The organism is Allobosea lupini (assembly GCF_900109525.1).
Lineage (GTDB): Bacteria > Pseudomonadota > Alphaproteobacteria > Rhizobiales > Beijerinckiaceae > Allobosea > Allobosea lupini.
Window position 1 is genome coordinate 1 of record NZ_FOAN01000008.1, and the last position, 25,941, is coordinate 25,941.

Below are 25,941 nucleotides of genomic sequence, written 5' to 3' on the forward strand. Positions count from 1 at the left end.
CAAAGCAGAATGGGACCTTATCCGCGGAAACCATCAGGGCCAGCGGTCGATGACCGCGCGAACAGGCCGGACACAAGACTGCACCCGACCAGCACGCCAAACTGTCACAGACCCCTTGCAACGCGGGAGCCATCCACACAAGACATTCGGAGAGGCCAGTCAGCCAATGGGTTGAGGCTGCCGAGCGGCAGGACGGCTGATGCGCACCTTTGCTCGTCCTGGTCGCCAGTGGCTACAACAGGTGTGCTGACTTCGCCAACGATCGCCTTCAATTTTAGCGTTCGTTAGCACGATGTCGTTCGCATTCCATCCTACTCATTGGGGAGACCGCCAGAACCGCGCAGCTGCCATGTATAGAACGCTATCGTGCTTGACCGATGAACATTCCGGCTGGGTCCTTCCCCTGTCGGCGTTGATCTGTTGGGTGTCGTGCCACGCGACGTTCGGCTTACTTAAACAGGCACGCGAAAGTACGGGCTGGGCGGCAGCCATCTGGCTGGTCGGCACCGGTGCCGCTGCTGGCGCAGGGATCTGGAGCACGCATTTCATCGCCATGCTCGGCTACGAGCCGCCGCTCAGCATCGGCTATGATGTTCTCCTGACGCTGGCATCATTGGGCGTCGCCATGGCGACCGCTTTCGGCGCCGCAACCTGGATTCGAGGTGCCACCAGTGCCACCTCCGTTGTTGCCAGCGGCATCTTGCTGACCATTGGCATCGCCGCGATGCATTTCACCGGGATGGCGGGCGTCCGCATTCCGGGTCGCTTCATCTGGGACGAGGCACTCGTCGCCGCGGCCCTCGCCGCGGGGGCCATGTTGACCTGCGCGGCGCTATTTGTGTTCACCCACCGCTCGACGCGTTACCCCCGTGCCGTCGCTGCGACGCTCCTCGCCGGCGCCATCGGGACCTTGCATTTCCTGTCGATGGCGGCAGCGCAAGCAATACCGGACCCATCGATTGCCGGGCCTGACGACGGGCTTGCGCGCGGGGCGCTTGCAGCCGGCATCGCCGTCGTGATGTTGACGATCCTGGCGTTCTCCGCGCTCGCCTTGTTCGCCGACCGCCTCAGGCGCGCCAACCACGCGCTGGCATCGCATGGTGCGGCGCTTCGCGTCAGCGAAGAACGCTTGGCGCGCGCTCTAGATGCGGGTAGCGACGGCCTCTGGGACTGGGATATCGGAACCGGCCAGACTTGGTTTTCCGACCGCTGGCTGACAATGCTCGGCTACGAGCCAGGAGAGCTCGAGGCTCATGTCCGGACCTGGCAACGCCTGATCCACCCGCAAGACGAGCCGAAGGCCTTGGAGCTCCTGCAAGCCCATTTCGACGGTCGCTCGCCGGTCTACGAGTGCGAGCATCGGTTGCTCCGCAAGGACGGCAGTTGGGGCTGGGTGCTGGCGCGCGGAAAGGTCGTCGAGCGTTGCGCCCTGGACGCCCCCCAGCGCATCATCGGCACGCACATTGATATCGAAGAGCGTAAGGCTGCGGAACAGCAGGTTGCGCATATGGCGCGTCATGACGGGCTGACCGGCCTGACCAACCGGACTTACTTCCACGAGCTGTTGCGCCTGACATTGCGGGAGGTCGCCGAGGACGGCGACGCCTGCGCGGTGATGTGCCTGGACCTCGACCGCTTCAAGACTGTCAACGATACGGTCGGCCACATGGCCGGCGATGAGCTGCTGAAGCACGTCGCCGCCAGGATCGCCGGGTGCATGCATCCAGCCGACACGGTGGCGCGGCTGGGCGGCGACGAGTTTGCCGTTCTGGTTAAGAGCGACCCGTCAGGGGAGTACCTCGGCAACCTGGCTCAGGAACTGATTTCTATCGCGGGCAAGCCGTTCACCTTCGCAGGACAGATTATCGAAGTCGGCCTCAGCATCGGGATTGCGCGTGCGCCGCAGCACGGCCTCGTCGAGCAGCTTCTCTTCAGCCGGGCTGATCTCGCGCTTTATCGGGCGAAGGCCGAAGGCCGAAATTGCTATCGCATTTTCGACGCGGCGATGGACGAGGCGGTTACGAGGCGCCGCGAGCTCGAACGTGATCTCAAAACGGCCCTCGCGGACGGGGGGTTGGAGCTTTTTTATCAGCCACAGGTTAGAGCTAATAGCTGCGAGCTCGTAGGCTTTGAAGCGCTCGCACGCTGGCGGCATCCGACGCGCGGCCTGATACCGCCCAGCGAGTTCATTCCACTCGCCGAGGAGACCGGTCTCATATCGGTCCTCGGTAAATGGGTCTTACGCACCGCCTGCAGCGAGGCCGCCCGCTGGAGCCGGCCTCTCAAGGTCGCAGTCAATCTGTCGCCTCGGGAGTTCCAGCAGAGCGACCTTCCCGACCTCATTCTCGGCATCCTGTCGGAGACCGGTCTGTCTCCGGCCCGGCTCGAGATTGAAATTACCGAGACGGCGATCTTCGCCGATAGGGGCCGCGCGCTGTCGATCCTGCGGCGGCTGAAGGCGCTTGGAATCAACATCGCAATGGACGACTTCGGAACGGGCTACGCTTCGCTAGCAACCTTGCAGGCCTTCCCTTTTGACAAGATTAAGATCGACAGGTCCTTCGTTGGGCAGGTCGAAATCTGCCCACAAGCCGCGGTGATCGTTCGCACCGTTTTGGGACTGGGACGCAGCCTCGGCCTTTCCGTCGTAGCGGAAGGGGTCGAGACCGCTGGCCAGATGCGGTTTCTGATTGCCGAAGAGTGTCAGGAACTCCAAGGTTATCTGTTCGGAAAGCCGCAACCGATCGCAAGCTTCACGGAAGCCACAGGTGGCCGGGAGGGATCCGATCTCGCGATCAGGGTATCGCCAGCTCGCGACGTAGTACGAATGGAGTTCGCATCGTAAGGCCGGCAGGCATGTTTGGATCGCGAAGATTTCACGGACCAGCGCTGCGGCCGAAATGAAATGTCATTGAACCCGCCAAGCGTCATGCAAGGCGCATGCGAGTTCCACACCGCTCCAAAGGCGCTCCACAGGCTCCATAGACGTGCCGCTCGTCAGCGAAATGCGCCAGAAGCCGACTTTGGATTGATGCCCAAAAGCGGACGTCATCGCATGGCCCGTAAAATCGCGCTGTCAGAGCGCCGCGCTCTACAACAAGCCTCGCAGCGCCATCATCCCAAAGAACACGGCAACGGACAGCTTAATTCGAGGCAACCGCTTCTGAACGGCGGCGCGCGCCCATGGCAGTGCTAAGACCCACGCAAGCATGGTTTTGAAAATCAACGAACAGGCTACGACGCCTATGCCCATCCCGGCGATTGACCCAATGCTGGCGAGGGGCGCCCCGTCGGCAAGCTGTGACGAGAAATAGAGCGCGGTGACTGGGTTTGTCAGCCCGCAGCTGTAACCGAGCGCGAAGTCGGTGACATTTTGCCGGGACATGTCGAGTGCCGGGTCGCATGACGGCGATCGCAACGTCATTATCCTCCAGGCGACGACGAGCAGCATCATCGCGCTGACCTTCGGCAACCACATTTTGATTTGCGCGATGTGCATCACGGAGTTCATCAAAAGGCCAATCGCCAGCGCAAGCGATGCCGCGCCCAGGCTAATTGCGAAGATGAGGGGAACGACGCCGCGAAAGCCGCGTGCCGCACTCACGGTTGCGATCAGGAAGCTGTTTGGACCTGGCACGAGCAAGATCGCCAGGTAGCCGAGCCAAAACTGCAAAGGCAGGGACAGCCATATGGCGGCGGTAAGATCCGATCCACCGCCCGATTGAAAATCGGTCACGTCGGCCTCCTTTGGGGTTGGATCACGAGTGATGCTGGGGATGCGAGCGGCGTGGCGCGATGGTTTGCTGCGTATCGCGGCGAAGATCGGCCTGCGTGTCCCGCCAACACTGGGCGAAGCGCACCAGATTGAGCGGCAGCAGCGCGCAATGCAGGCCAAGCACGGGCATTAGGCCGAGGAGCGCCCCATAGGCGATGAACAAGACGTTGGCCAAGATCGCCGCAGAGCGAAGGCAGAGCATGCGCGTGCAGCAGAAGGCGGTGATCGTCATCCCTGCTGCAAGGAAGCCGATAAAATCCGTGACAGCCGCTGCGGGCGTCACTGCTGGTGCCTTTGGTCGCTCAGAACGTCGAGAAGGATCACGTAGAGCTGCGAGATCCGCTGCGGGTCGTCGCCGGCGCAGCGCTTGCCCATCGTTTCAATGAGGCCTTTAGCGATGGCGGCATCTTCGCCCGGCACGATGCCCAATTCTCCGAACTGGCGAACGGTCGCGTCCAGTCGCTCCCGCCAGGCTAGGCAAGACGACTTCTGGTGGTGGTGATCGTGCGACGGCTGAGCGCTGCCGGGTTGAACGAAGCTGACCAGGACAAAGAGAGCGAGCGTGTGACGGCGCATTATTGCCTCCTGAGAGTTTCGACGGGGTGTTGGAAAATGCGCGAAGGGTCAGCCTCTCGCCGCGACGAGCACGGCGATCGCGATCAGGCCGAGCAGGGCAAGGCCGAAGCACTGGTAGAACTCTTGCTGGCTGGCCGGCGCGCTGCCGGTCGCGTCCGCGGGGCGAGCCGAGGGCTCCGGCGTTGTCGCCGTCGCCGGGTCGCCGGCTTCTGGCGCCAGATTTCGGCCGCGACGCAGATGTGCGGAGCCCGCCATCGGCTGCGGAAGCGGGTCATGCCGTGGAAAAGACGCCGGCGCAGGCACGCGGTCGTGAAGGCTCGAGCTCGTCATGGCACTCTCCTGAAAGGGTTGCGAAGGCGCAGCCGTCCGCGATCGCCGCGTCGAGCGGCGCTCCGGCATCGGATGCTCGGTTTGGTGTGAGAACTCCGATCGGGAGCGACCCCAACCGGCGCGCCGTTCGTCAGGCGGGCATTAAGTTGGTCACGCCGGCGAATGTCAGCAGATCAACGATCGTGAACTGGCCAGGCACCTTGCCGAGGGTGGGCTTGAAGCCGTTCGGCGCGCCGAGATAGGAGGTCTTGCTGCCCTGGACGATGCCGATGAACACTTCTGCGACGATGGTCGCTCCGACCGGCCCCAGATGCAGCCCGCCGGATTTCACCTGCGCCTCTTTGAGGATGTAGTACCAGAGCGGCGTCGCCTTATCGAAGCCGTTGGCCTTTGCGACGGCGCCATCCGGCCCGGTCGCAATCTCCTGCGGCGTCAGGGCAGCGATGCCCATCGCCTTGGCGATCGCCTGGCCGGAGGCGAGTTTCTTCTGGACGCCACGCCGCAGATTGAGGGCGGCGAGGCTCCTGGCGAAGGGCGGCCCCTGCTCGGTCCCGGGCAGCTTGTGCAGCTTGTCGATCAGCAGCGGGTCGATCAGCTGCGAGGCGTTGAACTCGAAGCCCGGCTCGCCCGGCGGCGTGCCGAAGTCGAAGAAGCGACGCCAGTCGATCACCCAGTTGCTGGGCAGGACCGGCATGGGCGGCGGAAGGCCGGGCTTGGGCGGCGCGGTCTTGACGCCCTCGGCTCCGACGATGTCGCCGGATTTCGCCGTGAAGTGGAAGAGCAGTTCCAGCGTCGCCGGAATGCCGCCCGCCGGCCGGAAGATGCGGTTGTGGCTGTAGACCTCCCGGACCATCGAATGGCCGAGCCGATAGGCGGCAGCGGAGAACTCCATCGGCATGAACGGCCAGCGCCTGAAGCGGTAGAACCGCCGCCCGCGGCGCATGATGCGGTCGGTGATCCCGACTTCGCCGGTCAGGTGTTCCAGGAACTCGTGCAGGACCATCCACTGGTAGTGCCAGATAACCTGCTCGCGCGCCTTGTCGAAGAGCTGGCCTTCCGGGACGTTCTGGGCGCGCAGATGCGCCACCACCTTGTTGTGGAAGTGCATGAAGGCTAGATGCATCTGGGCGACGAGCAGGTTCTCGTCGTTTCGCGAGTCGGGAATGATCGCCAGACCTGTCACCGGGCTACGCGGGAGGTCGCCGCCCGGGACGGCGGGGACGAGATTGCCGGGGCCTTTCTGGAGGTCGGGGCTTTCGGCCGCCGTGCCCAGCAGCAGCGTCGGCAGCGTCTTGCGCGTGACCGGGTCGCGCTCGAACAGCGACGGTGAGCCGTCCTGCCCGAAGCCGTAGACGGAATCGAGATCCAGAGCCGGCGTTCGGAAGTTTTCCTTTGCCGCCGGGTCGGAATCCTGCTCGCCGATCGAGGTCAGGTCGAGCGTGATGTCGTGATCGATGAACTGGGCGAGGTAGGTGAGGCCTGCCGGGAGCGCCGGGTTGTCGATCACGTCGGTCGTCCGCATCGCGGCGGCGAGCGCGTCCAGCGCCTCCGGCGTGGCCGTTAGCGGCCTGAGGCTGGGGAAAATGTAGCCGAACAGGCCGGGATCGCCGTTCGCCCTCGATCGAAGCGAGTCCGGGATTGGGGCGCGCGGCGGAACGCCGTGACGGGCCATGATGTGTCTCCTGTCGTTGAGGTACAGGAGTATCTAAGTCCAATTCCGCTTGGTAAGCGCGTGAGGAAACTGTGAGTATTGCGGGAATGGAGGTGAAATCTGATCGCCGGCACGCGAAGACATAAACGTGGGCCAAGCAACGAAAATCCAAATACTTTCGAAGCTTGTGTGAGCGCCGAATGACGCTTGTCGGGAATACCTTGGGCTAGGCCTGGGCCATCCGGCGCTCTGGTCCGTGGACGCCGGCGGTCGGCCGTTTTCAGCCAAGTCTCGTCGGCCGCTCAGACAGCTCCGCGTCGGCGACGGGGTGTCGCAGCGGAATCGCTTGGACCGGCGCTTTCGCCGGCGAGATGTGCTGCATCGCCAGAAATCGCGCGACCTGCGGTGCGGCCATGCTGGTCCCGCTCAACCGCACGACGCTACCGCTGCGCGTGCCGGCGGCCAGCACGCCCCGCAGCGCGGTCGACTCGTCCGAGATGGCCGCGAGCCGGACGTCGCCTGCCCCTGCCGGTACGGTCGCGGATCGCAGCGGACCTGAGGCGCCGTACTCCGTCGCGCGTCCGCTATCGCCGTAGCAGCCGGCGACGACCGAGACCTTGTCATGCGTCGCCAGGCCGTTCAGCGTCCCCAGTCTGCGGACGAAGGCGACTGGCGCGTTCTCGATCCGCGAGACCGCGCCGTCAGCGGTGAATCTCAGATCGGCATCGTCGTCGAAAAAGCTTTGGCGCGCGCCCCGCAGATAGCCGAACGGGTCGTTGTCGCGCTGGATGCGACAGGCGACGGGCGCATCCAGTTCGGCGCCGGCGGTTTTGCTCAGCGCAATGGTCCAGCGACCTGACGGCGCAGCCGGCAAGGCCGGGTTGCCCGGCTCGGTCGGAGCAAGCGCGATGACCACCCGCACCCAGGCGTCGTTGTAGCGTTCGACGACACAAAGGCCGATCGTCTTTCCCGAGAGCGTCAGTTGCTGCGACAATGCGGGCGGGCTGCCCGATCGAGGTTGCATTGCGCATGTTAAGGCCAGCGGGCTCGTGGTCTGGCATGCGATCCCTCTGGGCTCCGTGATCGTCAGTCCAAACTGTGGTGCATCCTCGGCCGCAGCCGGGAGCCAGATCTCGAGATAGCTCGACGTGCGATCGTTCGGCTGAAGCCGCCACGGTATCGGGTAGCTCATACCCGTCCGGAGCCGATCCGCCGGGATCGTGCCGTTCATACGGTCGCCGAAAGTGTTCCCTGACGGCATGACGAGCGTGGTCGGCTTGCCTTGCGCCTGCCTGGCCGCGATCAGGCTGGCGATCGCGACCTCGAGCCTGTCGGAGCCGTCATGGGGGCCGCCCGTGAAGCCGTAGCTGAAGTTGATGACGACAGGCAGCGGCGCAGCCTCGTCGTCGAGATAGGCCGCGCCGAGCCTGTCGGCCCGGTCGAAGATGTAGTGCAGCGCGCTGAGGACGAAGGCGTCCTTCCGAAAACCCGTGGTATCGGCCGTGATGGCGGCGGGCAGTTGCACGGCGATGATGCGCATCAGATCGAGATCGTCCTGCCCGGCTGCCGGCCGCAGGCCCGCCGCCGCATCCAGGACGTGCGAGCCATGCGAAGCGACATGATTGAGGGTCGAGCCGTGCCGCCGCGAAGCTTCCACTGCCCCGGCGCGCGTGTAGATCGCGTCCTCGTCGGGGCCATGCGCGGCAACAAGGTCATCGATGGCGTCTCGGGTGAACTCGCGCCCGAACACGACCGACCCGGCGGGCGTTGTGTCCGATGATTGCAGCCAGCAGAACTCGATGCGCGTGCCGTCTCCGGCGCTGTTCAGAAAATTGCGGTGCGCGAACGGCAGTCCATCATCGATCACGGCCATGACAACCAGTCGAGCGTCGCGCGCGAGGCGGGCTTTCACTGCGCTGTCGGCGGTATGCTGCGACGGATCGCTGCTCCCGCTGTTCAACGCCGCTACGCTCTGCTTGCGCATTGGCGAGTTCAACTGGAACTGGAGCTCTTCCTTCCGCCCGGCGGCATTCAGAATTTGGCGAAGTGGCTCGCTCAGATCATCCAAGGTCCTGTTGATCTGCAGCAGGTCCAGAGGATCACGCGCCTCCGGGTCGTCGAAGTCGAGGACGATCGGCCAATAGGTCGTCTCGTGCGACTGTTCGGGCGCTCCGCTCCAGATCACCGGCAAAATGACGCGCGCCGCGCCATTGCCATCCTTCGCCCGGCGGTCGACCTCGGCGGCGAACTGATGTGGATGGGTGCCTGCGGGCAGACTGACCATCGCGGCGACGAAACGCGCCGCGGTGAGCGCGATATCGGCGAGCGCATAGGCAGCCCCGCCTCCGAAGGTCCATTCCTCATAGGCGCCGGTCAGGCGCGGCACCCCGTCAGGCGGCAAATCAGAATGCATGCAAAGCTCCGGCTGACCGAACGGTCAGAGCTTGAACTCGTTGAGAACCTTGCCCCAAAGCCAGCCAAACAGGGGGCTGCTCGGCATCGGCATGGACATGCTCGCTCGCTCGAGCCCGTGGGCGGACGGGTCGCCGCTGCCACCAGTGATACGGGGGAGAAAATCGGCCAGCAAAAAATCGCTGTCGGTGGCGTCGTAGGTCGCATGCGTGGCGCCGCCGCCCCGGCACTTCGCCAGAATGATTTGGCCGACGACCTCTCCCAGCGCAGCGCCGGCCCAGCTGTCAATCGGGAAATGCACGCCGGCCACCGTCCGATTGACCGCGATCCGCTCGGCCTGCTTGTAGAGCAACCTGATCAGGCGGTCGCTCTGGGGGTAGTGCCGCGCAGCCGGCGGCGTTGCATCGAGCGTCTCAAGCAGCCCCTCGAGCACGGTCGCGACCGCAAAGGCCTCGGCGGCGTGCGCGCTTGGAAACGCACCGTGAGCCGGCGTCGGGATCATCGCCATCACCGTCGCGCCGCGACGATCGGGCCGGCGACAGGCCAGGTGGTGCTTGGCTACCATCGCGACATGCGAGGTGATGACCTGCGTGATGCCGATCAGCTCGAAGGTGAAGCGGTTGGCGTCGTTCAGCCCAAGAATGCTGGCGAAATAGTCGACCGGGAAACCGACCTGCGTCAGGATCTCGGCAGCCCGGTCGGAGCGCTGATCGGCATAGCTTCGCATGTGCTTCAGCTGCATTCGAAACAGATCGGCAGCCGGCCTGGCCAGCGTGATCAGAGGCTTCCTGCCGTAGCTGAGCTCGATGCCGGCAAATGGCTGAGCGATCCCGCCTAGCCGTCGTTTGCCGGGCGTCCAGTCGAGGCGCTTCAGCGTGTCCGTCAGATAGAGCGAGGCGCGCACCCATGCAGCCCAGTCATCCATGTTTTCGGCCGGGCCGATCGGCAGGTCCGCATAGGTTCCAGCAGCGACGTCGCCGACGTCGTCAGGTCCAGCGATATGGCCGATCGCCTGCGCATTGAGCGTCAATCCCTGCGACAGGATCGGGCTGACGGCGCCGCCCGGGACGAAAGGCCCGATACCGGTCGATCCAATGCCGCCGATCCCTCCTATCCCACCGATGCCGCCGATCCCTCCTATCCCACCGATGCCCCCGATCCCGCCTATGCCGCCGATCCCACCCGCACTCGACATGATCTCTCTCCAGATACCTATTGCAGGCCGGCCGCCCTGAAGGCGGCCGCGGCCTTGCGCCCGAACTTGGAATCCGACGCCGGATGGCTGCGGAGATAACTCTCGATCGAAAAATCCGGCATGGCGCGTCGAAGCTCGGATCCGGCGGCGCGAAGCTCATCGCCGCGGTCGAGATTGTGCAAGGCGACGATCTTGGCCCGCAGCGTGGACACGTGACGATCATTGAGGAGGAGCGAACTCTCCGCGAACTCGAGGGCGCTTTGGTAGGCGCCCGCCGACAGGTAGGCGGTCGCGCTCAGCGACTCATAGAAGTAGCGGAACGGGTCGAGCGGCGAGAGCCTGCGAGCCCGGTCGACGGCCTGGACTGCGGGTCCGCCTTCGTCGCGGAATGCGTGAAGCGTGCCGCGCAGAAGGAGCGACAACGCCTCGTTCGGATTGATGGCAAGGGCGGCCTTGTAACGCTGCTCGGCGACGTCGAGCCGCTTCAGCAGGTTGTTGTGGGCGAGACCGTCGATGGTCAGGCAGAAGGCATTGTCGGGCGAGAGGTCGAGCGCGCGCGCCGTGCAGTCGAGGCCGCGCTCGGTTTCCGCCGCGATGTCCAAACTCCAGCCATTGAAGACGCTCAGAAAATACCATTTTCCAAGCCAGGCATGGGTCTCGGCCGCGTAAGGCGCACGCCGTAGCGCCTCCTCGAGCAGTTCGCGCGCGCGGGCGAGATCGTGAAGCGTCGCGCGGTTCATCAGCCTGACCCCGGCGATCACCAGTCGATGGTCCTCGACATCGGCGAGGCGCTGGCTCGAGATATGGCTGAGCGCCTCGTCCGCGATGGCTGCCCCGATCGAGCCGACGATGGCGGCGATACCCTCCTCGGCCGACTGGAAGAACGTCCCGACCGGGCTGGTGATCTGCCGCGTCCAGAGAATGCGGCCGGAGCCCACGTCGAGGAAGTCGGCGTCGAGGATCAGCATGCCACCCGACCGTCTCAGGCTGCCGGTTACGCAGAAATCCGCGTGAAGCCTTGATCGCACCGAGGCGATGTCGATCCCGCCGCGTGCGAGTTCCCGGCAGGATAAGTGCGAGATCACGGCGATCAGCCTGGAGCGGCTGAGCGAGCGGCACATCTCCTCCGCCAGCCAGTCGCTGATCGTCGCATCCGCAATGTCGTTGCCGATGACGCGAAACGGCAGGACGGCGATAGCGGGCAGAACTGAAACGCCGCCGCCGCTTAATGAGAGGCTGAACAGGCCATCGAGCTGCGTTGGATTCTGACGGATGCCGCCGATCCACTGACCAAATCCGGCCTCTCGGATATCCAGTCCCTCGAGGAACTCTCCCTGGCCGGGATGGCCGACGAATCTGACCCGCGACAGATCGAGCGTGACCTCGGAATTGGTGCTCGTAACCAGGTCGCCGTAATGGGGACCCACGATCGCCTTGATGTCTGCCAGCGCGCGCCGGAGGCTTTGGCGGCCGGTATCGTAGCAGGCGACGCCCCACAACGTCTCCTGCAGGAACGAGCGTGTACGCCGACCGAACGGCGCGGTGGCGAGGAGCGCAAACAACGCCTTGTGCTTGGCGCCGCCGATCTCGAATCCGTCCGTCGCGCTCGACCTGACCGAGCACGCACCGAACAGATTGATCTCCAGAAGCTTGCCGTCCATGGCGCGTTGTCCAATCTGACTGCCTCGACGTTACCAACGCCAGGTGACAGATCACAACGCGCTTCACGTTTTTTTCACGCGCCAGTCCAGGCATTGGCCGAATATGCTGAACTTGCGGCATTTGAAGAAAACACCATGAACAAGAAAACACTAGGAGCTGAGGCTATGCCTGTTCGAGATTTGGCGGATTTCCATTTGCGCTGGCCAGAATTTCGCAGGAGAGCGGTCGACGTCTCGCAGTCCGCATTCTTGAAACCGCAAGATCGCGAGACGATCATGTGGTTGATCCGCATGGCTGACAGGATCGGACCCCGCGACCTGAACTGAACAATTTGAATCGCGTCGGCAACTCTTCAGTCGAATTGTCGAGCGATTGTGTGCCGTCGACCTTGGACACGATGGGCTGCCCGGGTTCGGGTAGAGCGTCAGAGATTGGGGGCTCCCGATATGCGTACACGCACAATCAGGAGCGACACCACTGAGGCCGGGAAAGGTTCAGGCGGCTCGTTTCCTCACATTCTGCGTTTTGAACGCGCTGGCAGTCGGAGAGTTTATCATCTCAATGACGAGGGATTGGCCAAGGTCTGGGCTGCGCTGGCGTCTCTCATGTTCGACCAATCGGGCAAGACACAAGAGCTTGTCCTCGATGGACGCGCTCAGATTGCGCTGGCGGAAGTTTTGGCGCAGCCCTGCGCAAAGCTATCTTCGGGCACGACGAGATTCGATCCTTTAACCGACGACCCGGCCGACATTTTTGTTCGACTGGAGCGGAGCGGTCTCGTTGGACAAGGCGCGGGCCCGATCATCTCTTTTCTCAATCGAGCCTCAGCAATTTTGTTGCTGTTGTCGCCGGTTTTGATCGCCATATCGGCGTTCGTCTATATTCTGCTGCAGGTCGATCAGGGGCAGGATATCGTCAGGGCGGCGGAGACGGATCATGGGGCCGCTTTCCGCCTGGCATGCGCCCTCGCGCTCCTCGCCGCCGCGGCTGGAGCGTCGCTTTCGGACATTTTGAGTTTCCCCCAGAATCGAAACGGGCGCATCGGCAAGGCGCCCGCTCTGCACGCCAAGCAAACGAAGAGTGATGTCGTATTTGCGGTCTCACTCCTGTTGGCCCTGTGGGGGGCTCTTCTGCTGACGAGCGCGCTGGGGCTGGGCGCCATTTCCGTAGTGGTGGTTTTAGGCGGCACCGTTGCCGGCTCCATGGTGGCACTACCCTTGGCGTTTGCAGCCAGACGCTTCCCTCCAGCAAACCTGACCATCGGAGCCACGGTGCTTTGTTGTCTGGCGGCAATTCCGGAAATGGCCGGCCGAGCGCTCGGTTCTGCGCCGATACTGGCTCTCGCGCTATCCGGCTGGCTGCTCGTCGTGGCGGGCTTCGTCCGGATGGCACATCGCAAACGCATCAGCGGCGCGTTCGTCGCGATGATTATTTTTATAGGACTCTGGTTTTCAGTCGTCTCGAGCACTCCGCCCATTGATCGCATCCGCGCAGTAACAAGCCTCGATGCGCACGGCGCGGCGCCTTCAGTCACACCGATGCTCTCCTTCAAGAGTGCCCTTTTCAGTCTTCTCGATCGGCAAGCCGAAAGTCGCCCAGTGGTCGTGCTCGTCTCGGCGGCGGGCGGCGGCGTCCGCGCGAGCTATTGGACCGCCAAGGTTCTCGCGCGGCTAACTCAGGCATCGCCTGCGCTTCGCGATCGGCTGTTCCTCGCGAGCGGCGTGTCGGGCGGCTCGCTAGGATTGGCGCTTTATCGCGCGCTCTTGGCGGAACCCGATCTGGCTTGCGCGCCGGACGGCCGTTTGGAGGATTGCGTCGCCACATTCCACGACGCCGACTTCCTCGCTGGCCTGCTGGCCGGCGCCCTGACGCATGATTTGCTGAGCGCCGTCCTGCCGATCTCGCCGCAACGCGGAGCCACGCTGGAGAAGACATGGGAAGCGCAGTGGCGTCGGATCGCGCCGTCCAGCGATCGCTTCGCTGAGCCGTTTCGCGATCTTTTCTCGACCACTGGACCTTCGCTCGTCCTCAACACCACCGCGACCCGGGACGGCGATCGCGTTCCGATAAGCAACCTTGACACAAAAGGGTGGCTGATGTCGCGAAGCCGCTGCAAGGTGAATATCGCCGAAGAAGTCAATCTGCCCCTCAGCGCCGCGGCCCATGCGAGCGCGCGCTTTCCTGTCATCTCGGACTGGGCTTCCTTCGAGGTCGCCGCCGCCAGGCGGGCCGGCTGCGAAAGCCTCGAGACCGTTGCCGATGGCGGGTTTTTCGAGAATTATGGGGCCGCGACGGTTCTAGACGCCTATCGTCAGATCAAAAAGTTGACAGCGACGTTGCCGGAGGCACGAAAGCCGCGCGTCATCGTAATCCAGATTGTCAATGATCCGGACTGCGACGCGGCAAGGCTGCTCGAGGCCAGATCGCTGGCACTGGAATGCGAACAGATCATCGCGCAGCGCAAGGAAGCGTACAAAAAGCGAGACGTCAGTCTGTTGCCTTGGCGCTACGTACAGGCTGACTGGAATTACAACGCAACCCTCAACATCCGACGGCTAATCCGACCGACGCCGTCACTGGACCCGCGGCCTGGCCCCTTCGGCGTGATGCTCCGGTCCCGCACAATGGCCGGCATCGAAGTCGCCGACCAACTCCGCCGAGTGGTTCTTGCTGCCGACGACGTCTACCATCTTTTCTCGATGGCCGGCGCCGTCGATGCACCGCTCGGCTGGACGCTGTCCCAGACCGCGCGGCGTCAACTCGACGAACGGCTTGATGCGGTTTGGAAACAACCGCAAATAGAAAACCTTATCAATACGCTCTCTGCGCGATAACAGCAGTGACTAAGCGAATTTAAATTAAGCGCCCATTGCTCGTCCGGGTAAATTGCGCCAATAGCTGAGATTAGCCACCTGGCAGGAAGCGGACATCTTGTGCTGGCTAAACTCCGATGAATTCAGTAAATCGTCAAAGCGGGCACATAGCTCACCAGTAGCAGGACGAGCATCGCAACACCGAAGAAGGGCCAGAGCTCGCGGGTCGTCTCACCCAAGGTCGTTCGCGCAATCGACGTCGAGATGAAGAGCGTCGTGCCGATCGGCGGCGTATAGAGGCCGATGCCGAGGTTGAGCACCATGATGATGCCGAGCTGGACGGGATCGAGCCCGATCGAGGCCGCCAGCGGCACGAAGATCGGCCCCAGCAGCAGGATCGCCGGCGGCAGGTCGATCGGCATGCCGACGAGCAGCAGCAGAACGTTCATCGCGAGGATGACAAGGTAGGGGTTCGAGATCGTGGCCGAGACCCATTCGGCGAAGCGCTGCGGCACTTGATCGAAGGTCAGGATCCAGCCGACGATGGCCGAACCCATGATGACCAGCATGACGACGCCGGTCGCGACGCCCGCCTCCATCATGCTGATCCTGAACCTGCTCCAGCTCATGTCACGGTAGAGCACAATGCTGAGGATCAGCGCGTAAAGCACGGCCAGGACCGCGATCTCGGTCGGCGTCGCGATGCCGAAGCGGAGTCCGAGCAGGATGAAGACCGGCATCAGCAAGGCCGGCATGCTGCGCCACGCGAGCCGCGCGAGCTCCGCCCGGGAGACCGGCGCCTCGGGCGAAACATAGCCGCGCCGTCGCGCGATCCAGCTGCACAGGACGATGAATCCGCCGGCCATCAGCAGGCCCGGCAGGATGCCGGCGGTGAAGAGGTCGGCGATCGAGACGTTCGAAACCAGCGAGTAGAGGATCAGCGGGATCGAGGGCGGGATCAGGATGTCGATGATGGCGGAGGTGGCGTTGTTGGCGGCGCAGAGAGGCGCCGGGTACCCCTGCCGCTTTTGCCAGGGGATCAGCACGGAGCCGAGCGCACTTGCATTGGCGACAGCGCTGCCGGACACGCCGCCGAACACCACGGATGCGACGACCGTGGTCGAGAGAGGCCCGCCACGCCAGCGCTGCATCGACTTAGAGGCGAAGGCGAGCAGCTCGCTACCGAGCTTGCCGCCGAGCATGAGCGAGCCGGCGAGCATGAAGAACGGCAGCGCCAGCATCGGGAAGGACTGCGTCTGTTGATACATCTGCTGGGCGATGATCGTCAGCGGGATCTGGCCCTGCACCAGCAGGGCCGCGCCCGCCGCGACGATCAGCGCATGCCCGACAGGGATCGCAAGCAGCATCAGGATGACGAAGGAGAGGATCAGGGTGAGGCTCATGCGACCTGCTCCTCCGGAGCGGGAACGGGCATCGCTTCGGGCCCCATGATGGCGACCCTCGCCGCCTGGTTCGCGGTGACGACGATGACGAGCGCGAGCCCGATGGCGATGGTGTAGTAGCCGTAGCTCGCCGGGATCCCCATGACGGGAGAGCGGTCGATCCAGAGCATCTCCGCCAAGAGCAGGATGTCCCTGCTCAGCAGGATGTAGCTTCCGATGACGATGGCGTGCCCGACGAGGAGCATGGCGCGCGCACCCTGGCGGCCGAGCATGACGAGCACCGTCTCGACGGCCATGTGCCCACCCTTCTGCACGCCAAGCACGACGCCCGCCATGATGAAGACCGGGAACAGCCGCTCCGGCAGTTCCTGCGCGAAGCGGAAACCGCCGGAATCGAGCACGTAACGAGCGCCGACATTGGCAGCGAGCATGGCCAGCAGTAGCGAACCCACGCCGATGACGACGATCTCGCAGGACTGGGCGACGACCAGGTCGACGCGATCTGCCAGGCGGATGGCGCCTGCGCGCCATCCAGATGGGTGCGGCCGCTCCACCGCTCAGCCCCGCGCCGTCTTGACGAGGCGATCGACGAAGTCGCCGAAGGGCTTGGCCTTCCAGGTGTCGTAGACCTTGGCCGAAGCCTCGCGGAAAGCTGCCTGGTCGGCCTCGTTGACCTGCAGCTTCGGGTTCGCCCTGAACTCGCCGGCGAACTTGCTGTCGGCCTCCAGGAAGAGCTTGCGCTGAAGCTCGCCCGCCTCCTTCGCCGTCGCCCTCACCACCTCGCGATCGGCCGGCGACAGCCGCATCCAGGTGATCTGCGACATCAGGAAGGGCGAGCACTCCCATTTATGCGCGGTCAGCGAAATGAAACGGTTGACCTCGAAGAGCTTCGACGAGGCGATGTTCACGAGCGGGTTCTCCTGCCCGTCAACAACGCCCTGCTGGAGTGCGACGTAAAGCTCGCCGAACGAAATCTGCTCCGTGCCAGCGCCGAGCGCCTGGAAGATGTCGATGGTCATCGGATCGGGCGGCGTCCGGATCTTCAGGCCCTTGAGATCGGTGGGCTTCGCGATGGCGCGCTTGCTGTTGGTGACGTGGCGGATACCGTTGTCCCACCAGCCGAGCGGCACCATGCCGATCTTGGCGAAGCGCTGATCAAGCTCGGTGCCTATCGGCCCTTCAAGCAGCGTGAACGCCTCCGCCGAGGTCCTGAACAGGAAGGGCAGGCCGAGCGCGGCGAGCTCCGGCAGCAGGGCCGAGGTCGAGCCCTGGCTGTTGACGGTCATGTCGACCGCACCGGTCCTGAGGCTCGTGAGCAGCGACTGCTCGTTGCCGAGCTGTTCGGCTCCGGCCACGCGAACGGCAAGGCGCCCTTTCGTGCGCTCCTTCAGGAGTTCGCCGAACCGATCGGCCGCGATCCAGCGCGGGTTGCCGGCAGCCGCATTGTGGCCCAGCGTCATCGTCACCTGCGCCTGCGCGCGGCGCGGCAGCGTCAGGATCGCCGGCGTGACGACACCGGCCGCGAGCAGGCCGCGGCGACTCAGACCGGTGGCGATCAGGTAATTCTTGGTCATGGCTTTCCTCCCTGATGTGACGTCGCCTGAAGGCGCTTCTGTCGATGGTCGATGGGCGAAGGCGGTCTCAGCCGACCCACTCCTTCACACGGGCGCAGATCGCCTCGGTCGAGATGCCGTAGCGGTCGTGGAGCGTCGGCAGCGCGCCGGCCGCCAGGAACTCGTCCGGCAGGCCGATCATGCGGAAGGCGGGATGCACGCTCTCTCTCATCAGCAAGCCCGCCACGGCCTCGCCCAGCCCGCCAATGACGGTGTGGTTCTCAGCAACGATGACGAGACGACCGGGCCTGGAGCAGGCGTCCACGATCGCCGCGGCATCGAGCGGCTTGATCGTCGGGACATGCAGGACTGCGGCCCCGATCCGGTCATTTTCGAGGAGCTTTGCCGCCTCAAGCGCGCGCATCGTCAGGATGCCCGACGAGACGAACAGGACCTCCGCTCCGTCGCGCAGGAGCTTCGCCCTGCCGAGCTCGAAGCTGTACCCGTACTCGTCGAGCACGAGAGGCACCTGCCCGCGCAGCAGCCGCATATAGACCGGGCCCTGATGCGCGGCGATGGCCGGCACGGCCTGCTCGATCTCGTGCGCGTCGCAAGGGTCGATCACCGTGATGTTCGGCATCGCCCGGAACAGTGCGAGATCTTCGGCCGCCTGGTGCGAGGGACCGTAGCCCGAGGTCAGTCCCGGCAATGCGCAGACGATCTTCACATTGCGGTCTTCTTCCGCGATCGTCTGGTGGATGAAGTCGTAGGCGCGACGCGACGCGAAAACGGCATAGGTCGTCGCGAATGGCGTGAAGCCTTCGGCCGCGAGTCCCGAGGCCGCCCCGAAGAGCAGTTGTTCGGCCATGCCCATCTGGTAGTGCCGCTCGGGAAGGGCCTGCGCAAAGATGTGCAGGTCGGTGTACTTGCCGAGGTCGGCGGTCATGCCGAGGACACGCTCGTCGCTCTTCGCCAGCTCGACGAGCGCATGGCCGAAAGGCGCAGGCTTCGTGCGCTGACCTTCGCCAGCGATCGAGGCAATCATCGCCGACGTGGTAAGGCGCGGCTTGCCCGTGGACGGTGGTACGGCGGGCTTCATGCGGGCCTCCGCTCGTCGAGCGCTTGGAGAGCGAGCGCCCACTCATGGGCTTCGACGCGGATGAAGTGGTTCTTCTCGCGTGCCTCCAGGAAGGGTACACCCTTACCCATTAGCGTATCGGCGACGATCATGGCCGGCCGGCCCTGTCCGCGCTGGGCCTTGCAGGCGTCGAAGGCATCGCGGACGGCGTCGAGGTCGTTGCCATCGACCCGCGTCACGAACCATCCGAAGGCATGGAGCTTGTCGACGAGCGGCTCGAAACCCATGACCTTGGTCGAGGGTCCGTCCGCCTGCTGGTTGTTGATGTCCACGACGGCGATCAGGTTGTCGAGCTGGTGATGGGCGGCGCCCAGGATCGCTTCCCAGACCGAGCCCTCGTCGAGCTCGCCATCCGAAAACAGCATATAGACGGTCGCGTCCGAGGCCTTGCGCTTGAGCCCGAGCGCCCGGCCGACGGCGATCGAAAGCCCGATGCCGAGCGAGCCGCCCGACATTTCCATGCCGGGCGTGTAGGCGGCCATGCCGGACATCGGCAGGCGGCTCTCGTCCGAGCCATAGGTTTCGAGCTCGTCCTCGGGAATGAACCCGGCCTCGATCAGCGCGGCGTAGAGCGCGATCGCATAGTGGCCGTTGGAGAGAAGGAAGCGGTCGCGGCCTTCCCACTCCGGATCGTCCGGCCGGTAGCGCATGGCGTGGAAGTAGGCGGCAGCCAATACATCGGCGATGTCGAGCGCCTGGGCGATGTAGCCCTGGCCCTGGACCTCGCCCATCCGGATAGCGTGCCGCCGGATGTTCCAGGCGCGACGCGCGAGCGAGACGTTGTGGCCGATCGGAGCGTGGCCGGCTCGATCGGCATCATGCGGTGCCTCAGCCATGGATCAGCATCCCGCCGTTCACGTCGATCACCGCGCCGGTCACGTAGGCCGAAAGGTCGGAAGCGAGAAAAAGATAGATGCCCGCCACATCCGCGGCGTCGCCGAGGCGGCCGAGCGGGATGCCCCGGAGGATCTCCCGGCGCATCTCCTCGGTCAGTTTGCCGCCGGTGATGTCGGTCTCGATCAGACCGGGCGTGACGCAGTTCACGCGGATGCGGTCGGGGCCGAACTCGCGCGCCATCGCCTTGGCGAGGCCGAGCACGCCGGCCTTGGCGGCAGAGTAATGCGGCCCGCCGAAGATGCCGCCGCCGCGCTGCGCGGAGACCGAGGACATGCAGGCGATCGAGCCGCCGCCGCGCGCCTGCATATGTGGGATGAAGACTTGGCTCAGGAAGAGCACGCCCTTGGTGTTTACGTCCTGAATGCGGTCCCAGCTCGCCTCGTCGATATCGAGCGTCTTCACCGGCTGCGTCACGCCGGCATTGTTGACGAGGATGTCGATCCCGCCGAATGCGGCGATGACCGCGTCGGCGGCCGACTGACAGGATGCCTTGTCCGCGACGTCGCAGCGCAGACCGATATGGCCGGGACCGAGCCCGGCCGCGGCTTGGCGCGCTGCAGCCTCGTCGATGTCGAGGATGGCGACGCGGGCGCCATGGGCCGCGAAGAGCCTGGCGGTCGCCAGGCCTATCCCGCGTGCGCTCGCCGCGCCAGAGATGGCAGCAGTTTTGTTCTGCAGAAGCATGTCCGTCCCTAGAAGCACTTCTTATGCTGCTGAGAGTGGCTCATGGATCGGCAGCTGGGAAACGCAAAAAATTGCGTCTTACATGAATTGAGTTCAGGTATGACGCCCTGGCCCGCCATCTCCCGGAGCTCGCCCGATTGAGACGCCTTCCGCTTTCCTCGCTCCAGGCCTTCGAGGCAGCGTCACGGACAGGATCCTTCCGTGCGGCCGGAGAGGAGCTGGGAATATCGTCGAGCGCGATCAGCCATGCCATCCGCAAGCTCGAGGAGCTGATGGGCACCACGCTCTTCGATCGTCAGAGCCGCGCCATCCGCCTGAACGGAGCGGGCGAAGCGCTCCTCTCCCATGTCGCGACCGCGTTCGACGAGATGCGGCAGGGCGTCGAGACGATCGGGGTTCGCTCAGGAAATCTCCTGCGACTGCACTGCGCGCCGTCGATGGCGACGCAGTGGCTGATGCCGCGGCTGCGCGGCCTGCTCGAGACGCAGCCGGGACTGGAGGTGCGACTGGCGGCGGGTATCGACTATCCGCGTTTCGAGCACGACGAATTCGACGCCGACATTTGTTACGGACCGCCCCGTCAGGAAGGGCTCGTCGTCATCCCGCTTGGCGAGGAGACCGTGACCCCACTCTGCGCGCCCGAAGTGGCCGAGAACATCCGCACGATCGTGGATCTCAAGTCGGCCAAGCTGATAGAAAGCGACAACAAGCGCGTGCGGTGGGCCGGCTGGTTCGCCGCCAACGACCTCTCTCCGCAAGCTTCGCGCGGATCACGCTTCGACCGCTCGTTCATGGCGATCGCTGCGGCGGTCGACGGACTCGGGGTCGCGCTCGAATCCACGCGCCTGGCCGAACGCGAGCTCGCCGATGGTCGGCTCGTAGCCCCTCTGGCTGGCCGCGCGCAGGACGTCCGCTATATCGGCCACTACCTCGTCTTTCCGCGCGTGGCGAAATCCCGGCTCGCCGTCCGAACCTTTGCGCGATGGCTGACTCAAGAGCTGAAGCTTAGCTCAGTCGATTAGCGAGCTGCCCGGGATTGGACCGTTGCGGGCCTCTATGGCACCTATCGTCTGATTTGGTGCGGAGCAGGAAGCCGGGCGAGCAAAGCTGACCTCGCTTGCGCAGCCAAGGTTCGATCGGAAATGCCGAGCAAGGTGGCGCAAAACGGGCTTGAGCGAAGAATTAGAGGCTGCCTTGCGACAGAAGCCGCCCTTCAGCGACTGCAGGGAAGCGGACGTTGGTCACGCCGTGGCCGAGAGTATCGATTGACAAGCGGCCCATGCTCCGAGGCTAATCAGCGTTAATTCAGCGCAACGCGAAGAGACCCGACGAGCCGCCGCTCTCGACAGCCTCGGCTGCGATACGGCCGGTCTCATTCGCAATGAGCGGCTTCAGGCTGGACGTTCCGTCGTCATGCGCAAGACGTCCAAGCGACCTCTCGGCCGGGTCACGACCACTGAGAGTATCCGCGGGGCGTTGCGGGGTGTTTCGCTTTCGGGGCATTACCGTCGCTCGATTGTGATCGACGGCCGGGAAAAGCTCTTCACCTTCGATCCGGGAAAGATCTATCTGCGCGACTTCAGCGCCTGCTTTCCCAGGGCCAGGAGGCCCGCGCAAAGGAGTTGCTCGCCAGCCATCTCGACGGCGATGTTCTGGTCGGAGACATTGCCGCGGCGTGCGGGATGTCCCGCAGCAGCTTCATGAAGGGCTTCCGCGCGACCAGCGGCACGACGCCGATGCAGTGTCTCACGCACATGCGGATCGAGACCGCCAAAAAGCTCCTGGAAGGCAGCGAACTTTCGCTGGCGGAGATCGGCGCCCGATGCGGCTTCGCCGACCAGAGCCACTTCGCACGCGTCTTCTCCGCGAGGAGGGGTGCTCCGCGGGGAGCATGACGCCGCCGGGCTTGAGGCTGGGGGGATCCGCGGCCGGACGATCGGGCACAAGCCCGGACGATCGATCAAGACCCGGACGTCTCTTTCTGACCAATTTTGGAGAGGCTGGCAGACATCAGGCTCTCGCTGCTGGCGAGAGCCGCGTCGACCGCCAGACCCGAGGGTGTCAGGGAGTACTCGACATGCAGCACGCGTCCGCTGAGGTCGCGGCGTTCGACATAGCCTGCCGCTTCCAGCGCCTTCAGCCGGGCCGACAGGACCCGTGCCGAGAGACCGGGCGGGAGCTGCCGGCGAAGCGCCCCGAAACGAAGTGCGCCATGGCGCGCCAGTGCGAGCACGATGTGGCTCGTCCATTCCTGCGCGAAGAACTTGAGGAAGCCATCGGCGGCGCAGGCTTCACGGGCATCGGGGCCGGCGGGCCGCTCGATGCCCTCATCGGGATCCGGTATCCGCGAGGTAACTAATGGCGTTCCCACGATGGCCTCGCTAACATATCGACGAAATGTCGTTAAAGCACAGCATGGCCATTGAAGCCAACTCAGTTTTTCCTGGCAGCACTGTCGAACATTCGGTGCCTTCATTGTCCAAAATGAAGACGTGAGTTATCGATGCTTTATTATGAAATATTTGTGAGATCAGTCGAGAAGAAGGATTGAGTATGCCTCTAGTCAAGACCGGTGAAGGTGTCGAAATCTTCTACAAGGATTTCGGGCCGAAAGACGCGCAGCCCCTCATGTTCCATCACGGCTGGCCCCTGTCATCCGACGATTGGGACGCGCAGATCCTGTTCTTCCTCGGCATGGGCTATCGCGTCGTCGCGCATGACCGCCGCGGCCATGGCCGCTCGACCCATGTCTGGCAGGGCCACGACATGGATCATTACGCCGCTGACGCCTTCGCGGTTGTCGAGGCGCTCGATCTGCGTAACGCCGTCCATATCGGACACTCCACCGGCGGCGGTGAAGTGGCGCGCTATGTCGCCAAATATGGCGAGCCCGGGGGGCGGGTCGCCAAGGCGGTGCTGGTCAGTGCCGTGCCGCCCCTGATGCTCAAGACCGAAGGCAATCCGGGCGGGCTACCGCTCGAGGTGTTCGACGATTTCCGCAAGGCCACTGCCGACAACCGCGCGCAATTCTTTACGGATGTTCCCGCCGGTCCATTCTACGGTTTCAACCGGGACGGTGCGAAGGCCTATCCCGGCGTCGTGCAGAATTGGTGGCGGCAGGGGATGATGGGCAGCGCCGTCGCCCATTACGAAGGAATCAAAGCGTTTTCTGAAACGGACCAGACCGAGGACCTGAAGGCTATCTCCGTCCCCACTCTCGTGCTCCACGGCGAGGATGACCAGATCGTGCCGATCGACGCCTCGGCCCATGCCTCGATCAAGCTGCTGCGAAACGGCACGCTCAAGACCTATCCCGGCTTCAGCCACGGCATGCTGACGGTCAATGCCGACGTGCTGAACGCGGATCTGCTGGCCTTCATCGAGAGCTGAGCGACAGGCCGGCGCCCCGTTCGACGGACGCCGGCCACTCACTCGAACTCACCGCAAAGGATTTTGGTCATGACGACCCTCTCCAAACGCGCCTGTACCGCGGTGCTGGTCCACGGAGCCTGGGCCGACGGTTCGAGCTGGATGCGCGTCATCGCGCGCCTCGATACCGTCGCCGCGGCAAGCGGGTCTTCCTCCGTCACACAGGCCGCGCGATGAAAATCTACCTCTTGTCACTCGGCGCCGGCCTTCTGGTCGGCGTGATCTACGCATTGATCAATGTACGGTCGCCGGCGCCGCCCGTGGTCGCGCTTGTCGGGCTCCTCGGGATTTTGGTCGGCGAACAGCTGCCACCTTTAGTGCGGAGCCTCTGGGCGAAGGCGCCTGCCAATCAATCCTGGGAACATCAGGTGAAGCCGCATGTCTTCGGACATCTTCCGGCCGGCAAGGCGGCCGGTGGCAAGCCTGGCTCCGACATCGAAGGGAACGGCTGATGCCTACCCGACGCGCCATTCTGGGCGGGCTCGCCATGCCCGGCCTTGCCGCCTCTGCCTTGGGCCAGACTTCACCATCCGGAGACAAACCGATGTCCGCCGATCTCATCCTGCATAGCGGCCTGATCACGACGCTCGACCGCGGAAACCCCGCGGCCAGCGCGGTGGCCATCAAGGATGGGCGCTTCCTCGCCGTCGGCCGCGAGGCCGAGGTGATGGCCCATGCAGGACCGGATACCAAAATCGTCGATCTGAAGGGCAAGCGGGTCCTGCCCGGCCTGATCGACAACCATCTCCACATCATCCGCGGTGGGCTTAACTTCAACATGGAGCTGCGCTGGGACGGCGTGCGCTCGCTCGCGGACGCGATGTCCATGCTGAAGCGCCAGGTGGCGGTGACGCCGCCGCCGCAATGGGTCCGCGTCGTCGGCGGCTTCACCGAGCATCAGTTCGCCGAAAAGCGCCTGCCCACGATCGAGGAGCTGAACGCCGTCGCACCGGATACGCCGATCTTCATCCTGCATCTCTACGATCGCGCGCTGCTGAACGGCGCAGCGCTGCGAGCTGTCGGCTATACGAAGGACACGCCCAACCCGCCCGGCGGCGAGATCACCCGCGACGCGAGCGGCAACCCGACCGGCCTGCTGCTTGCCCGGCCGAACGCCAACATCCTCTATGCGACGCTGGCCAAGGGGCCGAAGCTGCCCTTCGACTACCAGGTCAACTCGACCCGCCATTTCATGCGCGAGCTCAACCGGCTCGGCGTCACGGGCGCGATCGATGCCGGTGGCGGCTACCAGAATTATCCGGACGATTACGCCGTCATCCAGAAGCTCGCCGACGAGAACCAGCTCACCATCCGCCTCGCCTACAACCTGTTCACGCAGAAGCCGAAGCAGGAGAAGGAGGACTTCCTCAACTGGACGAAGACCTCCAAGTACAAGCAGGGCGACGATTATTTCCGCCATAACGGCGCGGGCGAGATGCTGGTCTTCTCCGCCGCCGATTTCGAGGATTTCCGCGAGCCGCGCCCCGACATGCCGCCCGAGATGGAGGGCGATCTCGAAGGCGTGGTGCGCATCCTCGCCGAGAACCGCTGGCCCTGGCGCCTGCACGCGACCTATGACGAGACGATCTCGCGCGCCCTCGATGTGTTTGAGAAAGTCGACAAGGACATTCCGCTCACGGGCCTGAACTGGTTCTTCGACCATGCCGAGACGATCTCGGAGCGCTCGATCGACCGCATCGCCGCGCTCGGCGGCGGCGTCGCCGTGCAGCACCGCATGGCCTATCAGGGCGAGTATTTCGTCGAGCGCTATGGTGCCGCTGCCGCCGAGGCTACCCCGCCCGTGGCGCGGCTGCTTGAGAAGGGCGTCAAGACCTCGGCCGGCACCGACGCCACCCGCGTCGCTTCCTACAACCCCTGGGTCGCGCTCGCCTGGTTGGTCACCGGCAAGACCGTCGGCGGCCTGCGCCTGACGCCGCAGCGCAACTGCCTCGACCGCGAGACGGCTTTGCGGATGTGGACCGAGAACGTCACTTGGTTCTCCAACGAGGAGGGCAAGAAGGGCAGGATCGCGGTCGGCCAGTTCGCCGATCTTATCGTGCCCGACCGCGACTTCTTCGCCTGCCCAGAGGACGAGATCTCGTTCATCACGGCCGACCTCACCATCGTCGGCGGCAGGATCGTCTATGGTGCCCGCGATTTCGCCAGCACCGACGAGAGCACCCCGCCGCCGGCCATGCCGGACTGGTCGCCGGTGCGCACCTTCAAGGGCTATGGCGCCTGGGGGGAACCTGATGGCGCCGGCAAGAACTCGCTGCGGCGGACGGCCATGACGAATTGCGGCTGCGCCAATTCCTGCGGCGTGCATGGCCATGATCATGCCAGCGCCTGGTCGAGCAAGCTGCCGGTCGCCGATCTCAGGAGTTTCTGGGGTGCGCTCGGCTGCGCCTGCTGGGCGGTCTGAC

Annotated in this window: 24 protein-coding genes; 9 read left to right on the top strand and 15 right to left on the bottom strand. The window is 64.4% G+C overall.

Annotation, left to right across the window (positions count from 1 at the left end; all coding sequences use genetic code 11):
* Positions 1-370: 370 nt before the first annotated feature.
* Positions 371-2,845, top strand: coding sequence for an EAL domain-containing protein (locus tag BMZ21_RS21860; protein ID WP_244543953.1), 2,475 nt, complete (start codon positions 371-373; stop codon positions 2,843-2,845).
* 246 nt (positions 2,846-3,091) lie between these two features.
* On the opposite strand, the gene BMZ21_RS21865 is transcribed toward BMZ21_RS21860, so the two are convergent.
* From BMZ21_RS21865 to BMZ21_RS21895, 8 genes are all read right to left on the bottom strand, one after another.
* A complete protein-coding gene (locus BMZ21_RS21865; RefSeq protein WP_167561706.1) occupies positions 3,092-3,736 on the bottom strand; it encodes a LysE family translocator in 645 nt (214 codons plus the stop codon).
* Between the two features lie 22 nt (positions 3,737-3,758).
* The gene (locus BMZ21_RS30435; RefSeq protein WP_208862344.1) at positions 3,759-4,058 is read right to left on the bottom strand and encodes a hypothetical protein; all 300 of its coding nucleotides are present in this window, start codon (positions 4,056-4,058) and stop codon (positions 3,759-3,761) included.
* Entirely contained in the window at positions 4,055-4,351 is a 297-nt protein-coding gene (locus tag BMZ21_RS21870) for a hypothetical protein (RefSeq protein WP_091839513.1), read from the bottom strand. The genes BMZ21_RS30435 and BMZ21_RS21870 overlap by 4 nt, the downstream gene beginning before the upstream one ends.
* 48 nt (positions 4,352-4,399) lie before the next feature.
* Entirely contained in the window at positions 4,400-4,681 is a 282-nt protein-coding gene (locus BMZ21_RS21875) for a hypothetical protein (RefSeq protein WP_091839518.1), read from the bottom strand.
* 130 nt (positions 4,682-4,811) lie between these two features.
* The gene (locus BMZ21_RS21880; RefSeq protein ID WP_091839521.1) at positions 4,812-6,353 is read right to left on the bottom strand and encodes a peroxidase family protein; all 1,542 of its coding nucleotides are present in this window, start codon (positions 6,351-6,353) and stop codon (positions 4,812-4,814) included.
* Positions 6,354-6,612: 259 nt separating this feature from the next.
* Positions 6,613-8,745 (bottom strand): S8/S53 family peptidase, encoded by a 2,133-nt coding sequence (locus BMZ21_RS21885; RefSeq protein WP_091839524.1) that lies wholly within the window; start codon positions 8,743-8,745, stop codon positions 6,613-6,615.
* A 24-nt stretch (positions 8,746-8,769) separates the two neighbouring features.
* On the bottom strand, positions 8,770-9,939 hold the full coding sequence (locus BMZ21_RS21890) for a phosphatase PAP2 family protein (RefSeq protein WP_091839528.1): 1,170 nt from the start codon (positions 9,937-9,939) through the stop codon (positions 8,770-8,772).
* A gap of 17 nt (positions 9,940-9,956) precedes the next feature.
* Positions 9,957-11,600, bottom strand: a complete 1,644-nt coding sequence (locus tag BMZ21_RS21895) for a hypothetical protein (RefSeq protein ID WP_091839531.1) — start codon at positions 11,598-11,600, stop codon at positions 9,957-9,959.
* Between the two features lie 135 nt (positions 11,601-11,735).
* Between BMZ21_RS21895 and BMZ21_RS29990 the strand changes: the two genes are divergently transcribed.
* On the top strand, positions 11,736-11,927 hold the full coding sequence (locus BMZ21_RS29990; protein ID WP_143079756.1) for a hypothetical protein: 192 nt from the start codon (positions 11,736-11,738) through the stop codon (positions 11,925-11,927).
* Between the two features lie 246 nt (positions 11,928-12,173).
* A complete protein-coding gene (locus tag BMZ21_RS21900; protein WP_091839536.1) occupies positions 12,174-14,435 on the top strand; it encodes a hypothetical protein in 2,262 nt (753 codons plus the stop codon).
* A 122-nt stretch (positions 14,436-14,557) separates the two neighbouring features.
* Here BMZ21_RS21900 and BMZ21_RS21905 read toward each other — a convergent pair whose 3' ends face one another.
* From BMZ21_RS21905 to BMZ21_RS21930, 6 genes are all read right to left on the bottom strand, one after another.
* Positions 14,558-15,817, bottom strand: a complete 1,260-nt coding sequence (locus BMZ21_RS21905; RefSeq protein WP_091839539.1) for a TRAP transporter large permease — start codon at positions 15,815-15,817, stop codon at positions 14,558-14,560.
* Positions 15,814-16,371, bottom strand: a complete 558-nt coding sequence (locus BMZ21_RS21910; protein ID WP_091839542.1) for a TRAP transporter small permease — start codon at positions 16,369-16,371, stop codon at positions 15,814-15,816. The genes BMZ21_RS21905 and BMZ21_RS21910 overlap by 4 nt, the downstream gene beginning before the upstream one ends.
* Positions 16,372-16,374: 3 nt before the next feature.
* The gene (locus BMZ21_RS21915) at positions 16,375-17,391 is read right to left on the bottom strand and encodes a TRAP transporter substrate-binding protein (RefSeq protein ID WP_091839549.1); all 1,017 of its coding nucleotides are present in this window, start codon (positions 17,389-17,391) and stop codon (positions 16,375-16,377) included.
* Between the two features lie 67 nt (positions 17,392-17,458).
* Positions 17,459-18,469, bottom strand: a complete 1,011-nt coding sequence (locus BMZ21_RS21920) for a transketolase family protein (protein ID WP_091839556.1) — start codon at positions 18,467-18,469, stop codon at positions 17,459-17,461.
* Positions 18,466-19,344, bottom strand: a complete 879-nt coding sequence (locus BMZ21_RS21925; protein WP_091839558.1) for a transketolase — start codon at positions 19,342-19,344, stop codon at positions 18,466-18,468. The genes BMZ21_RS21920 and BMZ21_RS21925 overlap by 4 nt, the downstream gene beginning before the upstream one ends.
* On the bottom strand, positions 19,337-20,089 hold the full coding sequence (locus BMZ21_RS21930) for an SDR family NAD(P)-dependent oxidoreductase (protein WP_091839562.1): 753 nt from the start codon (positions 20,087-20,089) through the stop codon (positions 19,337-19,339). The genes BMZ21_RS21925 and BMZ21_RS21930 overlap by 8 nt, the downstream gene beginning before the upstream one ends.
* Before the next feature lie 137 nt (positions 20,090-20,226).
* Here BMZ21_RS21930 and BMZ21_RS21935 point away from each other — a divergent pair, with 137 nt between their 5' ends.
* Positions 20,227-21,111 carry a LysR substrate-binding domain-containing protein gene (locus tag BMZ21_RS21935; RefSeq protein WP_091839566.1) on the top strand — a complete coding sequence of 295 codons (885 nt, stop codon included), beginning with the start codon at positions 20,227-20,229 and terminating at the stop codon, positions 21,109-21,111.
* Positions 21,112-21,711: 600 nt separating this feature from the next.
* Positions 21,712-21,984 carry a helix-turn-helix transcriptional regulator gene (locus BMZ21_RS21940; protein WP_167561708.1) on the top strand — a complete coding sequence of 91 codons (273 nt, stop codon included), beginning with the start codon at positions 21,712-21,714 and terminating at the stop codon, positions 21,982-21,984.
* A gap of 65 nt (positions 21,985-22,049) precedes the next feature.
* Here BMZ21_RS21940 and BMZ21_RS21945 read toward each other — a convergent pair whose 3' ends face one another.
* Positions 22,050-22,460 carry a winged helix-turn-helix transcriptional regulator gene (locus BMZ21_RS21945; RefSeq protein ID WP_244543954.1) on the bottom strand — a complete coding sequence of 137 codons (411 nt, stop codon included), beginning with the start codon at positions 22,458-22,460 and terminating at the stop codon, positions 22,050-22,052.
* A 182-nt stretch (positions 22,461-22,642) separates the two neighbouring features.
* On the opposite strand from BMZ21_RS21945, the gene BMZ21_RS21950 reads away from it, so the two are divergent.
* The 4 genes from BMZ21_RS21950 (at position 22,643) to BMZ21_RS21960 (ending at position 25,940) form a co-directional block, all read left to right on the top strand.
* The gene (locus tag BMZ21_RS21950) at positions 22,643-23,479 is read left to right on the top strand and encodes an alpha/beta fold hydrolase (protein ID WP_091839579.1); all 837 of its coding nucleotides are present in this window, start codon (positions 22,643-22,645) and stop codon (positions 23,477-23,479) included.
* 69 nt (positions 23,480-23,548) lie between these two features.
* Positions 23,549-23,695, top strand: a complete 147-nt coding sequence (locus tag BMZ21_RS30440; protein WP_167561709.1) for a hypothetical protein — start codon at positions 23,549-23,551, stop codon at positions 23,693-23,695.
* Positions 23,692-23,970, top strand: a complete 279-nt coding sequence (locus BMZ21_RS21955; RefSeq protein ID WP_091839581.1) for a XapX domain-containing protein — start codon at positions 23,692-23,694, stop codon at positions 23,968-23,970. Before BMZ21_RS30440 ends, BMZ21_RS21955 begins: the two co-directional genes overlap by 4 nt.
* Complete coding sequence (locus tag BMZ21_RS21960; RefSeq protein WP_091839584.1) at positions 23,970-25,940, top strand: amidohydrolase; 1,971 nt, start codon at positions 23,970-23,972, stop codon at positions 25,938-25,940. Before BMZ21_RS21955 ends, BMZ21_RS21960 begins: the two co-directional genes overlap by 1 nt.
* Position 25,941 lies beyond the last annotated feature (1 nt).